We start from the raw sequence: 20480 nt of genomic DNA on the forward strand, positions 1-20480 counted from the left end.
GACGACCGCGGGCAGCCGGCAGGACCGGTGACACACGACCGCGTACGGCGGCCGTCGGGTGTCGCACCGGCCGGCCGTCGCGATCGCGACGGCGTGATGCCCGGCGTCGGCCCCGGCGGTCAGGCCGGTCTACTCCGCGGGCGGGGCGAGCGGGACGGGCGGCGGCGGGTGCCGGCGGGCCGGGTCACCTGGCCTCGGATCGCGGGCGGCGTCCAGCCGATCGGGGCGGCGTCGGCGGTTCCGCTGTGGCTGATCAGGGTCGAGTCGACGCCGCTCTTGCCGGGCACCGGCGAGACCGGAAACGGCCTCGGGGGTCGATCGACCCGGCGGTCGTCGGGGTGCTGCGCATCGCCGCCGGGAGCCACGCCCGCACGCTGCTTGGGCGCGCCCGAGTGCCCGGCCCGGTACGACACGGTGTCGGCGGCGACCGGCTTTCCCGACGACGGCGAACAGCAGATCGGCACGTCGACCGGAGCTGGCACGGTCAACGGCGGCGAGGTGGGCAGTGGCTCCGGTTGTGGCGCGGCGTCGGGTTCGGTGGGCGACGGGATGGCCGGCGGCGGCTCCGGACCAGGCTGGGCGACGACCGGATCCAGGATGTCGAACACCGGGTCGAGCACGCCGAGAATCGGTTCGAGTTCGTGCAGGAGCGGATCGAGATTGGCGAGGATCGAGTCGAGCAGCGGCGACATCGGGCCCAGGAGTTGGCTCAGGAGTTCGACGATCGGGTCGTTCACCGGGCGCGCCGGGGCGGCGACCGGGGCGGCGGCCTGGTCGCGGGCGATCTCGGCCAGCAGCGCAGCCACCCGGGCCGCGGCGTCCACCAGCACCGGGCCGGGCGGATCCGATCCGGGGCGCGCTGCCGGTGGATCAGCCGGTGGCCGGTGGCCGGCAGGCGGTGGGGCCACGTCCGACGGTGCCGGCAGTGGCACCCTGTCGGACGGCAGGCCAGGACCGCCCGGCAGGGGCGGCTCGGCCGGTCTGGCCGGTGGCCCGGTGGCCGGGGGCGGAGCCGGCGCGACCGGCGGAGGCACGACAAGCGGCGGCGCGGCAACCGGCGGCGCGACCGGCGGAGGCACGACAAGCGGCGGCGCGGCAACCGGCGGGGCGGCGGCCGGGGGCACGACGATCGGCGGCGCGGCAACCGGCGGCGGCGCGGCAACGGGCGGGGCGGCGGCCGGGGGCGGAGCCGGCTCGGCCGGGGGCGGGGCGTTGGCGGGTGGATCGGGTTCGGCCGAGGGCTTGCCGGCGAGCGGCGGCGCCGGCGCCGACGGGTCGGGCGACTGCGGGTGTTCGTCGACAGCGCCGTCAGGCGACGGGGGCGCATCGGCCGCCGGTCGGCCGGGCGCGACCGCGGTGACCACCGGGGCGAGAACGGCCTGGATCAGGTCGGCCGCCGGGGGGACCGCTCCGTCCGGTGTGGTCACCGGCGATGGCTCGGCGGCGTGGGCGGGCTCGGCGGCGACGTCATAGGCGACCCAGGCGACACCGGTGACCACGGTCAGGAAGCCGAGCCGCAGCGCGACGCGGATCAGCCGGCCAGGCCGCGGACTCGTCACCTGTGCCTCCCCCGTACCGACTGCCACCAGATGCGATCGCACCTTAACGCGCCGCAACTTGCCGATCACAGACTGCACGGCGTGTCGGGGCGGAAAGACCGGTGTCACCCCGCCTGGACGCCGGCCGTCGCCGAGCTTCCAGCCGCACTGGTCGGGCACCTGGCGGCGGGGCGGCTCAGCCGGGCGGCGGCATCAACCCGCCCTGGTAGGCGGCGGCGACGGCCTGGGCCCGGTCGCGCAGCCCGAGTTTCATCAGCACCCGCCCGACGTGGGTCTTCACCGTCGCGTCACCGATGTGCAGCCGGGCGGCGATCTCCGCGTTCGACAGCCCGTACGCCATCTGCACCAGCACCTGCCGCTCGCGGTCGGTGAGCCGGCCCAGCTCGCCGGCCGTGGGTACCCGGTGTTCGCCGAGCGCGGCGAACTCGGTCAGCAGCGACCGGGTCACCGCCGGGTCCAGCCAAGCCTCGCCGGCCGCCACGGCCCGCACCGCCATGGTCAGCTCGTCGGGTACGGCGTCCTTGAGCAGGAACCCGGAGGCGCCCGCCCGCAACGCCGCCCGGACCGCGTCGTCCACGTGGTACGTGGTGAGGACCAGCACCCGCACCCCGGCCCCCTCGGCGGTGATGGCCCGGGTGGCGGCGACCCCGTCGACGCCCGGCATCCGCACGTCCATCAGCACCACGTCGGGCCGCTCCCTGCGGGCCAGCTCGACGGCGGCGGCACCGTCGGCGCACTCGCCGATCACCTCGATGTCCGCCTCCGCGGCGAGCAGCATGGCGATGCCGGAGCGCACCAGCGGCTGGTCGTCGGCGAGCACGACCCGGATCACGACGCCACCCCCACCTCGACGGGCGGCAGCGGCAGCCGGGCGTACACCCGGAAGCCCTCGCCCGGCACCGGCCCGGTGGTCAGCTCGCCGCCGGCGACCGCGACCCGTTCGCGCAGGCCGACCAGGCCGCGCCCGGTCGACAGCGCGCCGCCGACGGGGGTCCCGTCGCCACCGGTGTCCCGCACCTCCACCTCCAGCTGGTCGGCCCAGTTGAGCCGGACGGTGGCGGTGGCCTGCGGGCCGGCATACCGGACGACGTTGGTCAGCGCCTCCTGGACCGTCCGGTAGGCGGCCAGGCCCACGCTCGGATCCACCGGTCGGGACGGCCCGTCGACGGCGAGGTCCACCCGCAGCCCGCTGGCGCGCATCCCGGCCACCAGCTCCTCGACGTCGCCGGGACCCGGATGCCGGGGATCGGCCGGCGCCGTGGTGTCGCCGGGCGCGATGACGTTGAGCATCCGACGCAGCTCCTCGACCGCCTGACGGCCGGCCTGCTCGATGTGGGTCAACGCCTGCCCGGCCCGGTCCGGGTCGGTGGCCAGGACGCGACGCGCGCCACCGGCCTGCAACAGCATCACCGTCACCGTGTGCGCGACGATGTCGTGCAGCTCCCGGGAGATGCGGGCCCGCTCGTCGGCCACCGCGCGTTCCGCCTCGACTGCCCGCAGGCGCTCGGCGGCGGCGAGTCGTCGGCGGTTGCTGCCCGCCCACCACCCCAACGCCCAGGTGCCACCGACGACCAGGGCGTAGACCAGGGCGAGGCCGACGAAGACGGCGGTCCGCCGGCCGGCATCCTCCCGGCCGGCGAGCCACGCCTCGTTGGCGGCGATGACCAGGTACGGCGCCAGGGCCGGGACGGTGACCCAGGCGCGGGCCGCCGACGCGTGCGCGCCCACGGCGTAGAGGGCGACCAGCACGCCGAGCACCGGCTGGTAGCCGGGCACCAGGGCGGTGCCGACCAGACCGAGGACCCAGACCACCGCGAAGACGGCGACCGGTGCCCGGCGCCGCCACAGCAGGGCGACCGGGCCGAGCGCGGCGAACGCCAGCAGCAGTACGGTGGACCCGCCCAGACCACCGGCGCGGGCCAGGTCGGTGCCGGCGGTGGAGAACAGCGCCAGGTCGAGCAGCCACACCGCCACGGCGACCAGGACGTCCCGGCGCGCCGGGGCGGCGGCCAGGACGGCGTGGCGGGCCGGCGGCGGTACGGCGGTGGCGGTCATCGTGGGCCGTGCGGCTGGCAGAAGCAGAACAGGATGCAGAAGCCGCCGGTCATCTCGCGCAGCGAACCGAACCGGTGCTCGGCGCGGCGCGGTTCCCGTTGGGCCTGCTCCAGCTCGCCGGCCCGGCGCAGCAGGTCGTCGTCGACCAGGTGGATGTCGCGGGCGATGACCTCCTGCCGGCGCAACGCCTCCCACAGGTCGCCGCCGGCGCCCTCGATCGCCTTGGCCAGCGCGACGGAGTCGGCATGGCCGACCTGGGCGCGATAGCCGGAGGTACGGCCGAGGGACGCGACGAGGGCCAGCGGCGCCTGGTCGGTGAGGGCGAACCGGCGCCACTTCCACACCGGCGCCGCCTCGACGGGCAGCCGTTCCTCCAGACCGGCCGGGAAGATGACCACCTCGAGGTCGGCATGCGGGTCGAGCAGCTGCTTGGGCGGGTTGGGCACCAGCACCTGGTCGCCGTCGACCAGCACACCGACGGCGAGGTGGCCGGCGAGGCGGTCGGGCGCGCGGCGGTCCTGGATGGAAACTCTGATATCGGCGAGGATCGCCGTGTCGACGCACATGGGGGTCCTCCGGGGGCAACGGGTGCGTGCACGTTAGGCCGACCACGATCAGGTCAGCTGTCGGGCAACCGTAGCCCCTCCGTCCACCTACCGGTTGACAACCACCCCGATGTAAGGAAGGGCCCCTTCTTAACGCCTCATGTAGAGGAAGGGCCCCCTCTTAACGGCCCCGGCGGGCGGCTCAGTGGCCGCGATAGAGCGCCGCGATGTCGTCGGCGAAGTGGTCCTGCACCGTCTCCCGTTTGATCTTGAGGGTGGGGGTGAGTTCCCCGTCGGCCTCGGTGAGGTCCCGGGCCAGGATCCGGAAGGTCTTCACCTGCTCCGCGTGGGAGACGGTCTGGTTGGCCCGGTCGATCGCGTCCTGGATCTCGTCGCGCAGCTGCGGGTCGTCACGCAGCCGGGCCAGCGACGCGCCGGGATGCCCGTGCGCGTCCCGCCACCGTTGCCAGGCCTGCGAGTCGACGGTGACCAGCGCGGCGACGTACGGGCGGCCGTCGGCGACCAACATGGACTGGCTGACCAGCGGATGCGCGCGGATGCGCTCCTCGATCGGCGCGGGCGCGAGGTTCTTGCCGGCGGCCGTGACCATGATCTCCTTCGTCCGGCCGGTGATCCGCAGGAAGCCGTCGTCGTCGAGGCGGCCGAGGTCGCCGGTGTGCAACCATCCGCCGTCGGTCAACGCCTCCCGGGTGGCCTTCGGGTTGTTCCAGTAGCCGGGAAAGACCACCTCGCCGCGGACGAGGACTTCACCGTTGTCGGCGATGCGGACCCGTACCCCCGGCAACGGCCGGCCGACCGTGCCGATCCGCATCGCCGTCGGCAGGTTCGACGCCAACGCCGGTGAGGTCTCGGTCAGTCCGTAGCCCTCCAGCACGGTGATGCCCACGCCGCGGAAGAAGTGGCCGAGCCGCTCCCCCAGCGGCGCCCCGCCCACGATGGCCATCCGGCACCGTCCGCCGAGCGCCGCGCGCAGCTGCCGGTACACGGCAAAATCGAACAACAGGTGCGCCAGGCGCAACGGCAGCCCGGGGCCCTGCGGCCGGTCCAGGGCCCGGCTGTACCGCACGGCGACCTGCTCGGCCAGGCTGAACAGCCACTCACGGTGCCCGTCCTCGGCCATGTGCCGGGCCTGGTCGTGCATCTTCTCGAACATCCGTGGTACGGCGAGGATGAACGTGGGCCGGAACCGGCGCAGCTGGTCGAGTACCCCGGAGGCGTCGGCGCTGTGCACCATCGTGGCGCGGTTGTGCACCATGCCGACCTGGATCAGCCGGGCGAAGGCGTGTGCCAGCGGCAGGAACAGCACGGTCGACGCGCCCGGGTGCAGCAGCTGCGGCAGCACGGCGGTGGCGTTGCCGATGTCGGCGGAGATGTTGCGGTGGGTCAGCACGCAGCCCTTGGGCGGGCCGGTGGTGCCGCTGGTGTAGACGATGGTGGCCATGTCCGCGCCGGTCACCGCGCCCCGACGGCGATCGACCTCGGCGGCGTCCACGGTACGGCCCTGGGCGGCCAGCTCGATGAGGTCGCCGGCGTCGATGCGCCAGGTCTGCCGCAGCGCCGGCAGGTCCGGCCGCAGCCCGGCCACCGTGGTGGCGTGGTCGGCGGTCTCCACCACGCAGCCGACCGCTCCGGAGTCGCCGAGGATCCAGTGGATCTGATCGGTGCTGGAGGTGTCGTAGATCGGCACGGTGACCGCGCCGATCGACCAAAGCGCGTAGTCGACGAGCGTCCACTCGTAGCGGGTGCGGCTGAGCAGCCCGACCCGGTCGCCGTGGGCCACTCCGGCGGCGACGAAGCCGCGGGCCAGGGCCAGCACGTCGTCGCGGAACTGCCGGCAGGTCACCGGCAGGGAGCCGCCCCGACCGGAGCGCCGTACCGGCCACGAGCGGGGGTCCGGATCCGGGCGGATGAACTGTACGGCGTCCGGGTCCCCCACCGCGTTGCGCCATACCTGCTCGGCCAGGCTGGCGTCATCGCCGCCGGTGATCGGCTCAACCGCTGTCTCCCGCACGCCCGCCCACCTGCCGTCGTTACCGTCGCGCTGCGGTTGATGGTGACCCGCCGCCCGCCGCCCGGTCCCGGGAACCCGGAAACCCGCCCACCCCGCTCCCGCCCCGTGCTACGCCGCGATGGGCCCTCGGCGTTAACAGGGGGCCCCTGCTCTACCTCAGGCGTTAAGAGGGGGCCCTTCCTTCCGACGGTGGGCGAGGTGGGTGAGGAGGAGGGCGAGGAGGGCGGCCTCGGCGGCCAGGATGGTGACGGCCCAGGTGGGGCCGAGCCAGTGGGCCAGGGTGTCGTACCAGTAGCGCACCAGGAGGGTGAGCACGGTCGCGGCGAAGACCGCCGACGCCAGGCCGTACAGGGCGTAGGCGAGGCGGTCGCGCGGGCGGTGGGCGCGTACCGCGCCGGGGCCGTGGCGCAGCAGTTGGCCGTAGAACCGGTAGCTGTCGCCCCGCAGGTCGGTGAGGTTCAGCGCGTGGCTGAGCATGTAGTAGCCGTCGAGCCGCAGGAACGGCACCAGGTTGAGCGCGGCGGCGGCGGTGCCGAAGATCAGCATCGTGCTGGCCAGCTCGTGCAGCTGGCCGCCGGGCGTACCCCAGAGGTGGATCGCGGCGAACGGGAGCAGCGCCAGCATGCTCACGAAGATCCCGGCGAAGGCGGTGGCCACCCGACGCCGCGGGGTGAACAGCACCACGTCGTCGACCTTGCAGTACGGGGCCAGCAGCGGGAAGCGCCACATCATCCCGATCTCGGTGACCCGCCCGCCGAAGTGCCGGCAGGTCAGCCCGTGGGCGCACTCGTGCAGGAAGACGATCACCCAGGTGACGACCACGGCGGCCAGGATCGCGGGCAGCGGACGGCCGCCACCGGTCACCCCGTCGGCCAGCTCGGGCAGGTGCAACGCCACGTACCCGGCCACGGCGAACACGGCCAGCAGCGCCGGCGCCACGAACCACCAGCTGAACACCGGCGCGAGCCGGGGCAGCAGCCAGCTGAACAGCCGTTCCGGGTCGAACAGCGGCAGGCGGGCCGAGAGCGGTCCGCGCCGGCCCTTCGCCGCGCCCGCGGCGGCCGTGGCGGTGAGCCGGGCGAGTTCCTCCGGGTCGGTGGCGCCGTCCAGCAGCTGCCGCTGGTGCAGCATGCCGAACAGCTGCTGCCAGTTCTCCGGCCCGAGCCGGCGCTGGTAGGCGGCGGCGTACTCGCCGGCCAGCTCGTCCAGGCCGCGGGTGCCGTCCATCCGGGACATCAGGAAGTGCTCCCGCGGCCCCACCCGGTAGTACCAGCCGGTCTCCGGGTCCTTGACGTGGTGGACGAGCTTACCGTTGCGCCACTGGCCGGGGCCGAGCACGATGCCGGCCCGCAGCCGGGGCCGGGTCCAGGTGGCGTCGACGGTGGTCATCGCGGCCCGGCCGGGGCGAGGTCGTCGAGCAGCGCGGTCCGCATCAGGTAGGACAGGTAGATCTCGTCGAGGATGCTCACGCCGAGCCGGTTGTTGGTCATGTGCATGTAGGAGCTGAGCAGGATGGGCAGGGCGACGTCCAGGTCGCCGACCGGGGTGGGTTCGCCACCGCCACGCTGGAACGTCAGCTCGCCCCGTCCGGTCGCCTCGACCACCCGGTCCCGCAGTTCCCGGCAGTGGGCCGACCATCGGCCCTCGACGCCGGTGGCCCGGACGGCGGCGTCGGCGCGGGCCGCCGCGCGGATGGCGGCCAGCCGGTCGCGCAGCCCGGCGTCCATCCGGCGGTAGCTGCTGTCGAAGCTGTCGTGGTAGTCGTCGCTCGGCTCGGCGTAGGAGACCTCCCAGAACCGGCGGTACTCGTCGAGGAAGTCGGCGATGCGCCGGTCGTCGGGGAGGAAGGCCGCGCAGAGCATCATGCTCAGCTGGGCGGAGAGGCCGAGCAGCACCGGGCGTACGTGCACGTTGGTGGTGGCCAGCAGGTCCAGCACCACGTCGCTGGCGTGCTCGAAGTGCCACTCGGCCAGTTCGATGCCGGCCGGCCCGCCGTAGCGGCCGTACTCGCGCTCGTACGGGATGTGGTGGTAGCTGTTGTTCGCCCGCATCGGCATCACGCCCTCCGGGCCGTACTCGGCGTCCCACCGCTGCTGGCCGTACTCGGCGAGGAACATCTGCTTGTACAGGTCGCCCAGCCCTTCGCTGTCGACCTCGTAGAGCGCCGGCCGGCGGCGCAGGAACGCCCCGAGGGCGGCGTCCACCCGGGCCCGGACCAGCGCCGGGTCGACGCCCGGGGCGGGCAGCACCCGCAGCCGCACGTGCGGGCCCTCCATCCAGTACTTGATGAAGAAGTACCGGGTGATCAGCCCGTCCGCCCGCAGCTCGTCCACCAGCGGCCGGACGCCCTCGACCAGCATCGGGTTGGCGTTGCTGGCGTAGAAGACGTGCACGCTGAGCCAGCCGTGGTCGGTCGGCGACGGGTAGTCAGTCATTATCGGCTCCCCCTCGGACACCGTTGAGTTCGACGGTCAGTTCGGTGACGTACGCTCCGGCCTCGCCGCGCAGCAGCTGCTCGTCGCGGTCCGGCAGCATCTCGGCGAGCACCAGCCGGCTGCCCGCCGAACGCCCCATCGCCGCCAGCAGTTGCAGGCAGAGGTAGCTGTCAAAGTCGACGTAGAGCGGCTTGTGGTCGGGCCGCCCGCCCGGCGCACCGGCGCGACCGGCATCGTCGTCGGCCGGGGCGAGCCGGCCGCCCTCCGGGGTGGCGAAGACCCGGCGGGGCAGGCCGTTGTCGCGCCGCCACCGCTGCCAGGCCAGGAACCACTCGGCGTCGTCGAGCTGCCCGCCACGCGCCGGCAGGTAGTCCGGGTGCAGCTTCCACATCCGCCGTTGCAGCACCAGGTCGCCGTGCACGATCCGGGGATAGCCGGCGATACCCCGGTCGGGCAGCGGCACGGTGGTGCCGGCCCAGAAGTCGGGCTGGGCCATCCCGAGATAGGCGAAGGTGAGCAGCACCTGCTGCACCTCGGGCAGCGCCATCGGCAGCAGGAAGCCCAGGTAGACCGGGATGACCTCGGCGTCGAGCCGGCGCGAGCGCAACAGCAGCCGGTCGGCGACCGGATCGTGTTCGACGCGGAGATCGTCCATCTGGATCTGCTCGGCCGCCGGCCGGAAGCTGATCTCCCCCGGGCAGACCAGCTCGTACGGGGTGACCGCCGGGTGCAGGTTGAGGTTGGTGGCGTCGTACCCGCCCTTCAGCTCGGCGAGCACGGCGCCGGGCGGCGCGAGCCGGGCCAGCTCGGCGCGGAGCGCGCCGGCCAGGTCCTCGTCGGCGAAGAGGTGGGCGAAGCGGGAGAAGAGCAGCGTCATGCCGGAGTAGATCCGGTTGACCACCACCCGGTGCCGGTCGCCCTGGTCGGCGAGTTGGAGGAAGAACGACCGGGGGTCGAGGGTGCCGAGCGTGTCGGGCACCATCGCGGCGACGTCGGTCATCAGCGCGTCGTCCAGCGCCAGCTCCTCGGCACCGGCCGGCAGCCGGTGGTACGCCTCGTTCACCCGCCGCGCCAGCTCGACGCGCGCGTCGTCCAGGGCGGCGATCTCCTCCTGCCGGAACCAGTTCTCCTGCCGGACGTAGGCGTTCTCCGCGTCGAACGCCCGGCGGCGCATCATCCGCCCGGTGTAGTGCTCGAAGAAGTCCTGCTGGAACTCGTGGGCGAAGGTGAGCAGGTCGTCGCAGCGTCCACCGACGCCGAAGCGGGCCCGGAAGAAGCCCTTGGTGGCCAACCGGCGGGGCAGGTTGATGTCGAACACCGGCATGATCTGGGCCAGCGCCCGCAGGCCGGGCAGCACGTCGCGCCGCCACCGGTCCCGGTCGGCGGTGACCGGCGCCTCGGTGCGCAGCGCGGCGTCCTCGTAGACCAGGGTGCGGGGGGCCGGGACGTCGGCACGGCCGAGGTCGGCGTGGGCGGCGACCAGTTCCCGGCGGATCTCGGCGAGCGCCGCGCGGCGACCGGCCACGTCGGCGTCCGGGTAGCCGGTGGCGAGGCGGTTGACGGTGCCGACCCGGTCGGCGAGCCGGTGCGCCCAGTCCCGGTCGATCTGGCGCAGCGCGAGCCGGTAGCCCGCGACCGGATCATCGGCGTGGATGTCCAGTTGCAGGTTCGGCACCACCAGCAGACCGACCCGGAGCAGGTGGTGCAGGTACTGCCCGACCTCGTCCGCCGGGCGGCCGTCGGCGGCCAGCTCGGTGACCAGTTCGGACATCCGGCGGACCCGGCCGCCGTCGAGCGCGGCCAGGATGTCGTGCAGCACCTGGCCGGTGGGCAGCACGAAGAGCGACTCGTGGATGGACTCCATGGTGATCGCGGCGTCGCCGTCCTCGGAGCTGGTCCGCCGTCGACGCAGGTAGCGCAGCCGGCCGCGCTCGATGCGCCAGCCGGTGGTGACGGTGACCGGTAGGTCCGCGCGAAGCGCCTCGTCGGCCAGCACGATGGCCGACAACCGGCCCAGCGCGGCCAGGTTGAGCCGGGCCGCGCCGCGCTTGGCCGCGCCGGGGCCACCGGACGCCGGCCGGACGTCGAGCAGCCGGCCGCCACCGGGGCCGAACGTCCCGACGTTGACGGTGGTCAACCGGCTGAACGGGCTGGTCTTGCAGGCGGTGCGCAGGGCGTACTCCAGCAGGGAGCGTTCCACCCGGCGGGCCCGCTTGCCGGGCTTTCCCGGCGCGGCGAGGTACCCCGGCAGGTACTGGTCCAGCGACGGGGAGGCGAGCAGGATGCCGCCGCGCAGGTCGGGGTCGTCGGCCAGGTCGCGCAGCACGGCCCGGCGTTCGGCCAGCTCCTCGGCCAGCACCGCCGTGCCGGCGGCCAGTTTCCGCCGGTACGCGTCGAGGGTCTCCAGCCAGCCGGTCAACGCCCGGTGGGTGTCCGCGCCGAGCGCGTCGGCGGGCCAGTCCGACGGGTCGGCCGGCCGGGGCTGACGCAGGTTGTACACGTCGCGGCGTAGCCGGATCAACCGCTGCCGTAGCCCGTCGTCGGGCAGGTTGCGGGCCACCGCCACCTGGAGCGCGTCGGCCAGCTGCCGGCCGGTGTCGCGCAGCCGCTGTTCCAGGTCGAGCAGGTGGCGGGCCCAGGCGGCGCTGCGGTCGAAGGCGAGCCGGTCGGCGACGTCGAGGGGCAGGCCGGCGATGCGCAACATGAACACGTCGGGCATCCGCCAGGACACCTCGGTGGCCGGTGGTGCGGGCAGGGACACCGTCACGGGGCTCTCCTTCGTCGGCGCGTCGGCGCGGGTCGGGGGCGTCACAGCCGGTACGCCAGGTCGGCGGTGGCGTCCGGGTGCCGCCCGAGGAGGAGGAACAGCACGGTCCGTTCGTCGGTGCCGTCCAGCCCGAGGGCGGTGTCCATGGAGACGTTGTCGAAGCCGAGCACCGCGCCGCAGCCGACCCGCTGGGCGGTGGCCGCACAGTAGGCCCGCTGGGCCACCGCGCCGATCTCGGCGTTGAGGATCCGGTAGCCCCGGGGGCCGTAGGCGTCGAGCACCGCGTCGCGCCGGCCGGCGACGGCCAGCACCGCCCCCACCTGCCCCATCGTGTAGTTGGTCAGGAAGTACTGCTGTTGCAGGAAGGCGGACATCCCGCCGTCGGGCTCCGGCCCGGATGGCAGCAGCGCGTGCCGGCGCGGGCAGTAGGCGTAGCCGCCGGGGGCCAGGCCGTCGAGGTGGTTGGCGAAGACCCAGAGCCGGGTCAGCGCCGGCGCGTCCGCGGGCAGCCCGGCGTCGGCCGGGTGGTGCCGGCCGGCGGCGGCGAAGGCGAGCGTGGTGCCGAGTTCGGCGGCGGTCAGCTCGGGCGGCCGGCGGAACCGGCCGAAGCTGCTCGTCCGGGTGGCCAGCACCGCCGACAGGGGACGGTCCAGCCGGTCGAGCCGGGGTGCGGGCAGCGCCACCGGCTCGCCGGGAAGCTCCCGGGGAGCCGCGTCGGTGACGGCCTGCGGGGTGATGACGGCGGGGACCGCCGCCGCCCGGTGCACCGCGGTCACGGCGGGAAACTGGCGTACCCGGCGGGAACGCTCGTGCGCGGTGTACCGGACCCGGACCTCCGCGGCCGGCGGGCCCGGCACCGCGACCTGGCCCGCACCCGCGCCGGCCGCGTGGATGGGGTCGCCCGCGCCGGCCGTGTCGGCAGCACCGACCGCGCCGGCGGTGGCGGACCCGCCGCCCGCGCCGGTCGGGTCGGTGGTCCAGCGCAGCGGCACGACCGCGAAGACGCTCTGCTCGTCGCTGTCGAAGTCGAGCAGCCGGTCCATCGGCGCCGGGTCGAAGCAGAGCAGCCGGCGCAGCGGTACGCCGAGCGCGGACGCCAGCAGGTCCCACGAGCCGAGCAACGCGCCGAGGTCCTGGGTGACCACGTGGTAGCAGAAGCTGTTGTACTTGAACGAGTTCTTCCAGAACTTGATGGTCGCCAGCAGGAAGCTGTCGGCGTCCTCGGCGGCGGCCAGCCCGGCCCGCACGGTGCCGCTGACGTCGCCGAGCAGCAGCCGCTGGAGCAGGTGCCGGCCGGTGTCGTAGTGGTAGACGCCGGGCAGCAGCGGTGCGGACGCCCCGGCGACCAGGTACAGCTCGACCGGGTACATGCCGCCGCCGGAGGCGGTGCCCCGCCCCCAGACGGCGTGCTCGAAGTGCGCCCGCTTGGCGACGTCCTGGTTCCAGTTGACGGTCATCCGCCGGTCGAGCACCCCGTACGACAGTCGCAGCAGGGTCGCCAGCCGCGCCAACGACCACCCGTCCGCCACCGGCGGTCCGGCCCGGGTGGATCCGTCCGCCACCGGCGGTCCGGCCCGGGTGGATCCGTCCGCCACCGGCGGTCCGGCCCGGGTGAGTAGGTCGCGCAGGGTGGGCAGCTCGGGCAGGTCGGTCGGCAGCGGCACCCGGGGCGCGCCGGGGTACGCGGTGTGGCGGGAGGGCTGGTCGACCCAGTCCACCTCGAAGTGGAGCGGTTCCATCGGGACCCGGGCCCGGCGGAAGACCGCCTCGGTGTAGTCCCGGACGATGTCGCGGGCCTCCTGCTGCATGGCGGTGCTCCTACGGGAAGGGGTGCGGGTGGAGGTTGCGGCCGGTGGCGCCGAGCCGGTCGGGTCCGGACGTGCCCCGGGCCAGGTGGCGCTCCAGGCGGTCGCCGTGCAGCACCCGTTGCCGCTGCCAGCCGAAGTCGATCGGGACCAGGGCGGGGGCCACCAGCGCCATCGTGTGCACCCCGGCGATCTCCTGCTCCGGGCAGGTCTGGTCGACGGCGAGGACGTCGCCACCGAGGCCGGAGATCAGCCCGCAGAGGTACTCCACGTCGGCGCGCAGGTCGTCGTTGGTCGGCCGGGTGGCCAGCCAGTCTCCGTACAGCTCGGTCATCGACCGCAGCGGCGGGTCGTCGAAGAGGAACCGGGCGTGCCGGGTCATCTCCGGCAGCCCGTACAGCAGGGCATGGTGGCTGAGTTCGGTGACTCTGGTGTAGTCCCGGGTCATCTCCCGCAGCGCCGGCTCGCTGGCGGCGACCCGCTCGTCGAAACCGGGGACGTAGGACGCCGTCTCGCAGACCGCCGCCCGGACCGCGTCGTCGGGGTCGAGGCTGGCGCCGGCGGCGAAACAGAGCTGGCCGAGCCCGTCGCCGCGCTTGACCGCGACCGCGGTGACCACCGGGACGGGCAGGTCGGCCCGGGTGTCGAAGAGGCGCAGGTCGTACCCGAGCAGGTCCACCCGGTCGATCATGAAGTGCACCGACTCGTCGCGGCAGGTAGCGGGGTCGATCTCGGCCTGCCGCGCCGAGCCGTACCAGCCGAGCAGGAAGGCGTCCCGTTCGACCAGTTCGAGCATGCCGTGCAGCAGCGCCTCCTCCGGGCAGCTGCCGCTGGCGCAGCCGTTGGAGCACTCCTGGACGAACTTGCGCTGGTCGGTGCGCCGGTCCAGGTAGTACACGAGTTGCTCGGGCACGAGCCGGGGCTCGCGGTCGCGCAGCGAGTACCCCCAGACCCAGTGCATCGGCTCGGCCGGCGAGTAGGGGATGTAGTGCTGCCCGTGGCCCTGGTAGAAGGCCGGGTGGTAGCCCAGGCCGGCCGGGTCGAGGGCGTGCGGGGCGAGGTTGGCGTAGCTGTCGAAGACCGTGGTCGTCTTGGCCCGGGGGAACTGGCCGGCATACCGCTCCAGCCCCTCCAGCAGGGCGTACGTCTCGCTGCTGCCATAGCTGTTGGCGTGCCCGCTCCACCACATCTCGTGCAGGTCGTAGCGGCTGCGGACCCGGAAGTAGCCGGTCACCGGCGCGGTGGCGGTGGCGTTGTAGGCGCGTAGCGCGGTGCCGCCCAGCGCGCCGGCGACCGGGTTGGCCAGCGCGGTCACCGGGAGGTCGAGCTCACCGGCGGAGCGCAGCCGGTACCTGGACGGATCCGGCTTGGGCCGGCTGGTCAGCGCGAGGAGCGCGGCCTCGGCGCTGTCCGGGCGGGTACGGGCGCAGGCCGGGCACTCGGAGTCGACCAGCACCGCGACGACGGTGGTCTCCAGGGTGTCCATCCGCAGCTGCCACAGCCGGCCGACACCGGGCCGCTCGGGACCGGGCCGGGCGGCGGCGAGCAGCAGGGGCCAGAGCGCGTCGACGGCGAACGGCGTCAGGTGGGGCAGCGCGGCGACGGCGCCGACCCGGGCGCCCTGTTCCAGGGCGTGCCGCTCCTCGCGTACCCGGATGGCCTGCCAGCGCCGCTGCACGCAGAGCGGGCAGGGGCCCGGCGCGGGGCCGGTCTCGACGCGCTGCGCGAGGTCGGGCGTCGCGGACCAGCGGGGGCCGACCAGCGCGGTGGCGCCGTGCAGCCAGATCGGCACCACGTCGCCGCCGGGAACCGCCTCGGCGCCGTCGCGGTTCGCGTCGGTCAGGCCCAGGGCGGCGATGCGTACGGTGACCCCGTCGAGCGGCGTCGGGCCCGGCGGGTGCGCGCGGTCCTGGCGTCGCTCGTGGAGCGCCTCGCCGAGCTGTTTGAGGCTGCTGTCCCACCCGGTGGAGGTGGTCCGGACGTCGACGATCATGCGGTTCACCTGTCTGCGGTCGTGCGGTGGGGGCGGGGACCGGGTGCCCCGCCGACGTGGAGCGCCGGCGGGGACGAGGATGGGCGGCCTACCCGCCGCCGCAACCGGTGCTGGTGCTGCTGCTGCAACAGCTCGACGTGCTACAGCTGCAACAGCTGGAGCACGAGCAGCTGGAGCTGGACCAGGCCATGACCATCGTGTCGATGGCGTCGACGTCCTCGATCTCGAACGTCTCGGTCTCCAGCGTGCGCAGTTCGTCAGTGAGTTCCGGCATGTGAGTACACCTCCCCTCGGGTGACACGGACCACCGTCGCGCCGGGCGTCCGGAACGTCCGGCGTCGCGGTGGCTCAGCTGGCGCAGGTCGGCAGATCGCGATGTTCACTGCGGACCGAATCGGGTAACGAAGCGGATGTCGGGGTTTGGTTCGGCACGGGACGTCTCCTTGAGCCGGGTCGACGCCAGTCGTCTGTGGTCGGTGACCGCACCACCACGGTGGATCCAGCGGAGGCACGCAGGGGCTGCTCGCCGGTGTGGGCCGGCGGCGGATGGATCGTGTTGCGGTCCCACCAGGACGGGAGGGTCATCGGCGTCGGGGGTCAACCCCGCTCACCCAGCTCAGCCGCAGCTGGAGCAGCTGGTGCTGCAACTACAGCAGCTGGACGTGCTGCAACTACAGCAGCTGGAGCAGGAGCAGCTGGAGCTGGTCGCCGCCAGCGCCTCGGCGCCGTCCTCGATCTCCTCGATCTCGAAGGTCTCGGTCTCCAGCTCGCGGAGCTCGTCGTTCAGGGTGATCGGCATGTTTCCACCTCCTTTCCGTGGTGCGTGCCTCGCCGGAGCACTTGCTGTGGTGGCTTCTACTCGGCCGGACGGCCGTGGTGACGCAGCAGGACCACGCCGCTGCGGAACGCCCCGCTGGCCCGGATGTCCCGGGTGGTCGTCTCGACCAGCAGGGCGCTGATCGACCGCTCGGCCAGCGCCGCCAGCACCGCCGCCCGGTCGGTGCCGGCCGGGGCGGCGTGCGGGTCAGCGGTCGCGGCGTCGCCGGCGGTGAGCGTCGCCGGATCGAAGTCCCGCAGCACCGGGTCGCCGAGGTCGGCGTCGATCCCCTCGAAGTGCCGCACCTGGACGCGTCCCACCGCGTCCAGCGCGGCGGCCAGTCGGGTGGCGACCGGGTCGAACCCGCCGGCCAGCGCCCAGCGGCGGTCGCCGCCGGGCAGCTCGGTGACGGCGAGCATCGCGTGGGCCGGCGCGGCGCCGGCCAGCGCCAGGACCGTCAGCCGGCAGCCGAGGCGGTGCGCCGCCTTGACCACGAAGGCGGTCTCCTCGTCGTGGACCAGTTCCTCCTCGCTCACCACGCGCAGCCCGGACCGGCCGCGGATGGCGCCGGTCAGCGCGTGGTAGGCGAGCGCGTCGGCCAGGCCCCGGTCGATCACGCCGTCGAGGGTGGCGGCGACCGCCGCGCCGGCCACGGTCGGCTCGACCCAGTCTTCGGCGCTGCGGCCACTGGCCGGCAGGGCCAGGGCGGCGGGCACCCAGAGCCGTTCCTCGCGGCCCAGCACGGTGGCGGGCAGCCATCGCCGCCGCGGGTCGTCGGGCGGCCCGCCGACCGCCGTGTCCAGCTGCGTCCACGGCACCGGGTGCTCGCCGCGGTCGCGCAGTTCGGCCGCGGACGCCGACACCGCGCCGGGCGGGTCGGCGTACCGGCCGGCGTGGTCACGGATCGCCACCCGGTACGCGGCCAGCCGGGCGCCCATCACGGTGTGTACGTCGAAGGCGCTCACCTCGCGTGGCCCGCGCCGGCCGGGCAGCCGCAACCGGGCCGTCTTCAACGGCGCCTGCTCCAACGGGTCGTCGACGAACCGGGTGAAGACTCCGGCGTTCGGCGCCACGAGGACCTCGGCGCGCTGGTACGTGTCGTCGTCCGACCCGTCGGAGGGCCCGGCCGCGGGCACCTCGACGTGCCGGCAGACCGGGCAACCGGGGTGCGGCAGCACCCGTTCCCGGGTGGATTCCAGGGTGGTCGCGTCGAGCAGGAGCACCCCGGCGGCGGTGTCCGGCGCGAGGGCGCCGGTCAGCGCCCGGAACAGTTCGAACGCGGCCGCGTTGCCGAGCATCCGCCCGGTCACCTCGGGCAGGCTTCCCGACGCGCCGGACTCGATGCCGACAGGCCCGACGGCGAGGTGACGCCAGAAGTCGGCCGAGGCGGCCGGGTCGGCGGCGGCGGTGAGCCGCAGTTGGGCGCAGAGCCAGCAGGGCGTCTGCCCCGCCGCCACGGTCGGCCCGACCACCGCGCGGTCGTCGTCCCAGATCACCGGCACCAGCAGTGGCCCGTCCCGGTGGCAGGCGCGGGCCAGCTCGGCGAGGCGGGCCAGGCCAGCCGGCCCCGCGCAGTAGACCACCGCGTCCGCGCCGGCGACGGTCAGCGCTCCGGAGTGGACGGTGACCTGCGCCGGCACCCCGTCGGCGTGCAGCTCCGCCAGGTCGGGGCGCAGCGCCTCGGCGTACCGGCCGGGGTCGTCGTCCGGGTACAGGTCCAGCGCCACGCATCCGTTGCGGAGCAGGCCGCCGGCCGCCGCGAGCAGGGCCGCTCCCTCGCCGCCCAGCGCCACCCGGGCCTGGTGGAACCGCAGGAACCGGCCCGTGGGGTCGTCGGCGAAGTGGTCGACGAACTCGATCTGGGCGGCGAACCGGCGGGCCAGCGGCTCGGCCAGTTCGCTACGGTCGCCCGCGTCCTTGGCGAAACCGCGGGCGAGCAGCGCGCGGACCAGGGTGAGCACGGTCTGCCGCTGCGCCGGTTCGAGGGTGTCGGTGAGCTGGGCGAGGGTGTGTTCGCCGGTGAGGTACGGGCTCAGCGAGGTCAACCAGCGGAAGGCCGTCTTGCCTTTGATCAGGAAGGCGCTGTCCGGACCGCGTAGGTACGCGCCGGCGGGGGCGTCCAGGAAGACCACGTCGTGCCGGAGCTTCGGCCGCATTCCGAGAGTCTTCCCGCCGTCCGGCGACACGCTCATCTGGGCTCCTATGGCATCGACGTCGACAGTCACGAAAGTGAGTACATGCTGCCCAAGGTCAACTCGCGAGTCAACAAACTCTTTCAAAAAAGGTAATGTTGCAGATGAATATTGTGGCCGTGAGCTGCGGCTAAGACAAAACGTACGTTCAGCCGCCCAGTCCGGGACTTCCGGCCCGGATCGACCTCCGCTACCCTGTGGGCGGCCGTCGGCCTGCCCCAGGTCAGACACCCCACGCCGGGAGCTGACCAGGGCATGGCCGTCGGCCGCGGCGCACCCGGCGGCGGGAGCGTTTTCATTGCCCCTGCCCGCTCGACTTTACGGACAGTTAATTGGTGACGTGCAAGCAACCCAGAGTGGCGGCAGAAAATTTGAGACGCTCTCACATGAACATTCGGAGAAACCTCCTCGGCGGGTCCCCTCTGCCCGATTTTCCGGTTACGGCGTTCCGTTGATGGCCGACCGTTTCGCCATCGAACTGGATGGCGTCACCAAGCGTTATCCGGGTGGGGTCACGGCGGTCGACCGCCTCGGCCTACGGGTGCGGGAGGGCGAGGTGCTCGGCTTCCTCGGGCCGAACGGGGCCGGCAAGACCACCACCATGCGAATGCTGGTCGGGCTCGTCCGGCCGAGCAGCGGGCGCATCCGGGTGCTGGGACAACCGCCCGGCACCCCGGACCAGCTGGCCCGGGTGGGCGCCCTGATCGAGTCGCCGGCCTTCTACCCGCATCTGTCCGGCCGGGACAACCTGCGGCTGGCGGCCCGGTACGCGGGCGTGCCGGACAGCACCGCCGACCGGGTGCTGGCCGAGGTACGCCTCAGCGAGCGGGCCGGATCACCGTTCCGCACCTACTCACTGGGCATGAAGCAGCGGCTGGGGGTGGCCGCCGCGCTGCTCAAGGAGCCGAGCCTGCTGATCCTGGACGAGCCGACCAACGGCCTCGATCCGGCCGGCGTCTCCGAGATGCGGGAGTTGCTGCGCTCACTCGGGCAGCGGGGCCACACCGTACTGCTGTCCAGTCACGTCCTCGCCGAGGTCGAGCAGGTCTGCGACCGGATCGCGGTGATCGACGCCGGCCGGCTGGTCGGCGAGGGCACGCCCGACGAGCTGCGCGGAGCGCTGGGCGCCGGGACGCTGCTGATCGACGCCGAGCCGGTGGAGCGGGCCGTCGCCTGCCTGCGCGAACACGACGGGGTCCGGATGGTGGAACCGGTCGACGGGCGGCTGCGGGTCACCGCCGATCCGGCGCTGGCCGCCGAACTCAACCGCCGGCTGGTGACCGCCGGCATCGACGTACGGGAGCTACGCCCGGTGCGTCACTCGCTGGAGGAGGCATTCCTGGAACTGACCGCGGCGCAACGATCCGACGCCGAGGCCGCGGACCCGACCGCCGAGCCGACCGGCCGGCCGCACGTTGCGACGGGAGTCAACCGATGATCGCCTCGGTGCGGGCCGCCTGGTTCGCCGACCGCCGGCGGCCGGCGGTGTGGACGATCACCGCGACCTGGACGATCCTCGCCATCGCGTTCGGCATCGGCATCCCGTACCTCGTGCACCTGGCGCTGGCCGGCGACCCGGAGCAGGCCGACGCGGCCGAGTCCCTGCTCGCCGCCGTCCTGCCGGGCCAGTTGGTCACCACCGGGATCGGGCTCTTCCCGCTCTTCGGCGGCGCCATCGTGGTCATCCTCGGCGCGCTGGTGGTGGGGAACGAGTACCGCTGGGGGACGCTGAACCTGATCTTCACGCAGCGGCCCCGACGCGGGCAGGTGCTGGCCGGGCACGCGGTCGTCCTCGCTGGCCTGACCCTGCTGATCGCGGTGCTCACGTTCGGCGCGCTGGCGCTGGTCACCGGAGTGCTCGGGGTGGTCGAGGGGCGTGCCGCCGGCTGGCCGCCGGCCGCGGAGCTGGCCGGGGCGGTGGTCGCGGCCTGGCTGATCTGCACCGCGCACGCGAGTGTCGGCTGGTTCCTCGCGATCGCCTTCCGCAGCACCGCGACCGCGATCGCGGTCGGTCTGGTCTGGACGCTGGTGCTGGAGAACGCGATCAGCGGGCTGGCCCTGGTGCTGAGCCCCCTGAAGGTGGTGCAGCAGATCCTGCTGGCCCCCAGTTCCGGGGCACTGGCCGGCGCGTTGGGCGCCCGCTCCCAGTTCGACGGGGGCACGCCCGGGGTGGTGGAATCCTCCGGCGCCCTGTTGCCCGCCCTCGTCCTGCTCGGCTACACCCTGCTCATGTTCGGGCTGGGCAGTTGGCTGGCGGCGCGTCGGGACGTCAGCTGACCG

The 20480-nt window shown here is 73.9% G+C and carries 15 protein-coding genes; 2 read left to right on the forward strand and 13 right to left on the reverse strand.

Annotated elements, in window-relative coordinates; translation table 11 throughout:
* Positions 1-119: 119 nt before the first annotated feature.
* From ACQPYA_RS16620 to ACQPYA_RS16680, 13 genes are all read right to left on the reverse strand, one after another.
* A complete protein-coding gene (locus ACQPYA_RS16620; RefSeq protein ID WP_433527993.1) occupies positions 120-1559 on the reverse strand; it encodes a hypothetical protein in 1440 nt (479 codons plus the stop codon).
* Between the two features lie 175 nt (positions 1560-1734).
* Positions 1735-2391, reverse strand: coding sequence for a response regulator (locus ACQPYA_RS16625; RefSeq protein ID WP_433527994.1), 657 nt, complete (start codon positions 2389-2391; stop codon positions 1735-1737).
* Complete coding sequence (locus tag ACQPYA_RS16630) at positions 2388-3614, reverse strand: sensor histidine kinase (protein ID WP_433527995.1); 1227 nt, start codon at positions 3612-3614, stop codon at positions 2388-2390. The genes ACQPYA_RS16625 and ACQPYA_RS16630 overlap by 4 nt, the downstream gene beginning before the upstream one ends.
* A complete protein-coding gene (locus ACQPYA_RS16635; protein ID WP_433527996.1) occupies positions 3611-4180 on the reverse strand; it encodes a hypothetical protein in 570 nt (189 codons plus the stop codon). The genes ACQPYA_RS16630 and ACQPYA_RS16635 overlap by 4 nt, the downstream gene beginning before the upstream one ends.
* A 181-nt stretch (positions 4181-4361) precedes the next feature.
* Positions 4362-6191, reverse strand: coding sequence for an AMP-dependent synthetase/ligase (locus tag ACQPYA_RS16640; RefSeq protein WP_433527997.1), 1830 nt, complete (start codon positions 6189-6191; stop codon positions 4362-4364).
* A 156-nt stretch (positions 6192-6347) separates the two neighbouring features.
* Positions 6348-7580: a metalloprotease gene (locus ACQPYA_RS16645; RefSeq protein ID WP_433527998.1), complete on the reverse strand. Its 1233-nt coding sequence runs from the start codon at positions 7578-7580 to the stop codon at positions 6348-6350.
* Positions 7577-8626, reverse strand: a complete 1050-nt coding sequence (locus tag ACQPYA_RS16650) for a thiopeptide-type bacteriocin biosynthesis protein (protein WP_433527999.1) — start codon at positions 8624-8626, stop codon at positions 7577-7579. The genes ACQPYA_RS16645 and ACQPYA_RS16650 overlap by 4 nt, the downstream gene beginning before the upstream one ends.
* Positions 8619-11393 (reverse strand): lantibiotic dehydratase, encoded by a 2775-nt coding sequence (locus tag ACQPYA_RS16655; RefSeq protein ID WP_433528000.1) that lies wholly within the window; start codon positions 11391-11393, stop codon positions 8619-8621. The genes ACQPYA_RS16650 and ACQPYA_RS16655 overlap by 8 nt, the downstream gene beginning before the upstream one ends.
* A 41-nt stretch (positions 11394-11434) precedes the next feature.
* Entirely contained in the window at positions 11435-13201 is a 1767-nt protein-coding gene (locus ACQPYA_RS16660; RefSeq protein ID WP_433528001.1) for a SagB family peptide dehydrogenase, read from the reverse strand.
* Positions 13202-13211: 10 nt separating this feature from the next.
* Positions 13212-15191: a TOMM precursor leader peptide-binding protein gene (locus ACQPYA_RS16665; protein ID WP_433528002.1), complete on the reverse strand. Its 1980-nt coding sequence runs from the start codon at positions 15189-15191 to the stop codon at positions 13212-13214.
* An 88-nt stretch (positions 15192-15279) separates the two neighbouring features.
* Complete coding sequence (locus tag ACQPYA_RS16670; protein WP_433528003.1) at positions 15280-15465, reverse strand: thiazolylpeptide-type bacteriocin; 186 nt, start codon at positions 15463-15465, stop codon at positions 15280-15282.
* A gap of 342 nt (positions 15466-15807) precedes the next feature.
* Positions 15808-15990, reverse strand: a complete 183-nt coding sequence (locus tag ACQPYA_RS16675) for a hypothetical protein (protein ID WP_137781144.1) — start codon at positions 15988-15990, stop codon at positions 15808-15810.
* 56 nt (positions 15991-16046) lie between these two features.
* Positions 16047-18200 (reverse strand): TOMM precursor leader peptide-binding protein, encoded by a 2154-nt coding sequence (locus tag ACQPYA_RS16680; protein ID WP_433528004.1) that lies wholly within the window; start codon positions 18198-18200, stop codon positions 16047-16049.
* A 454-nt stretch (positions 18201-18654) separates the two neighbouring features.
* On the opposite strand from ACQPYA_RS16680, the gene ACQPYA_RS16685 reads away from it, so the two are divergent.
* Entirely contained in the window at positions 18655-19638 is a 984-nt protein-coding gene (locus ACQPYA_RS16685; RefSeq protein ID WP_433528005.1) for an ABC transporter ATP-binding protein, read from the forward strand.
* Positions 19635-20477 carry an ABC transporter permease gene (locus ACQPYA_RS16690; RefSeq protein WP_433528006.1) on the forward strand — a complete coding sequence of 281 codons (843 nt, stop codon included), beginning with the start codon at positions 19635-19637 and terminating at the stop codon, positions 20475-20477. Before ACQPYA_RS16685 ends, ACQPYA_RS16690 begins: the two co-directional genes overlap by 4 nt.
* Positions 20478-20480 lie beyond the last annotated feature (3 nt).

Source organism: Micromonospora sp. CA-263727, assembly GCF_050942455.1.
Taxonomy (GTDB): Bacteria; Actinomycetota; Actinomycetes; order Mycobacteriales; family Micromonosporaceae; genus Micromonospora.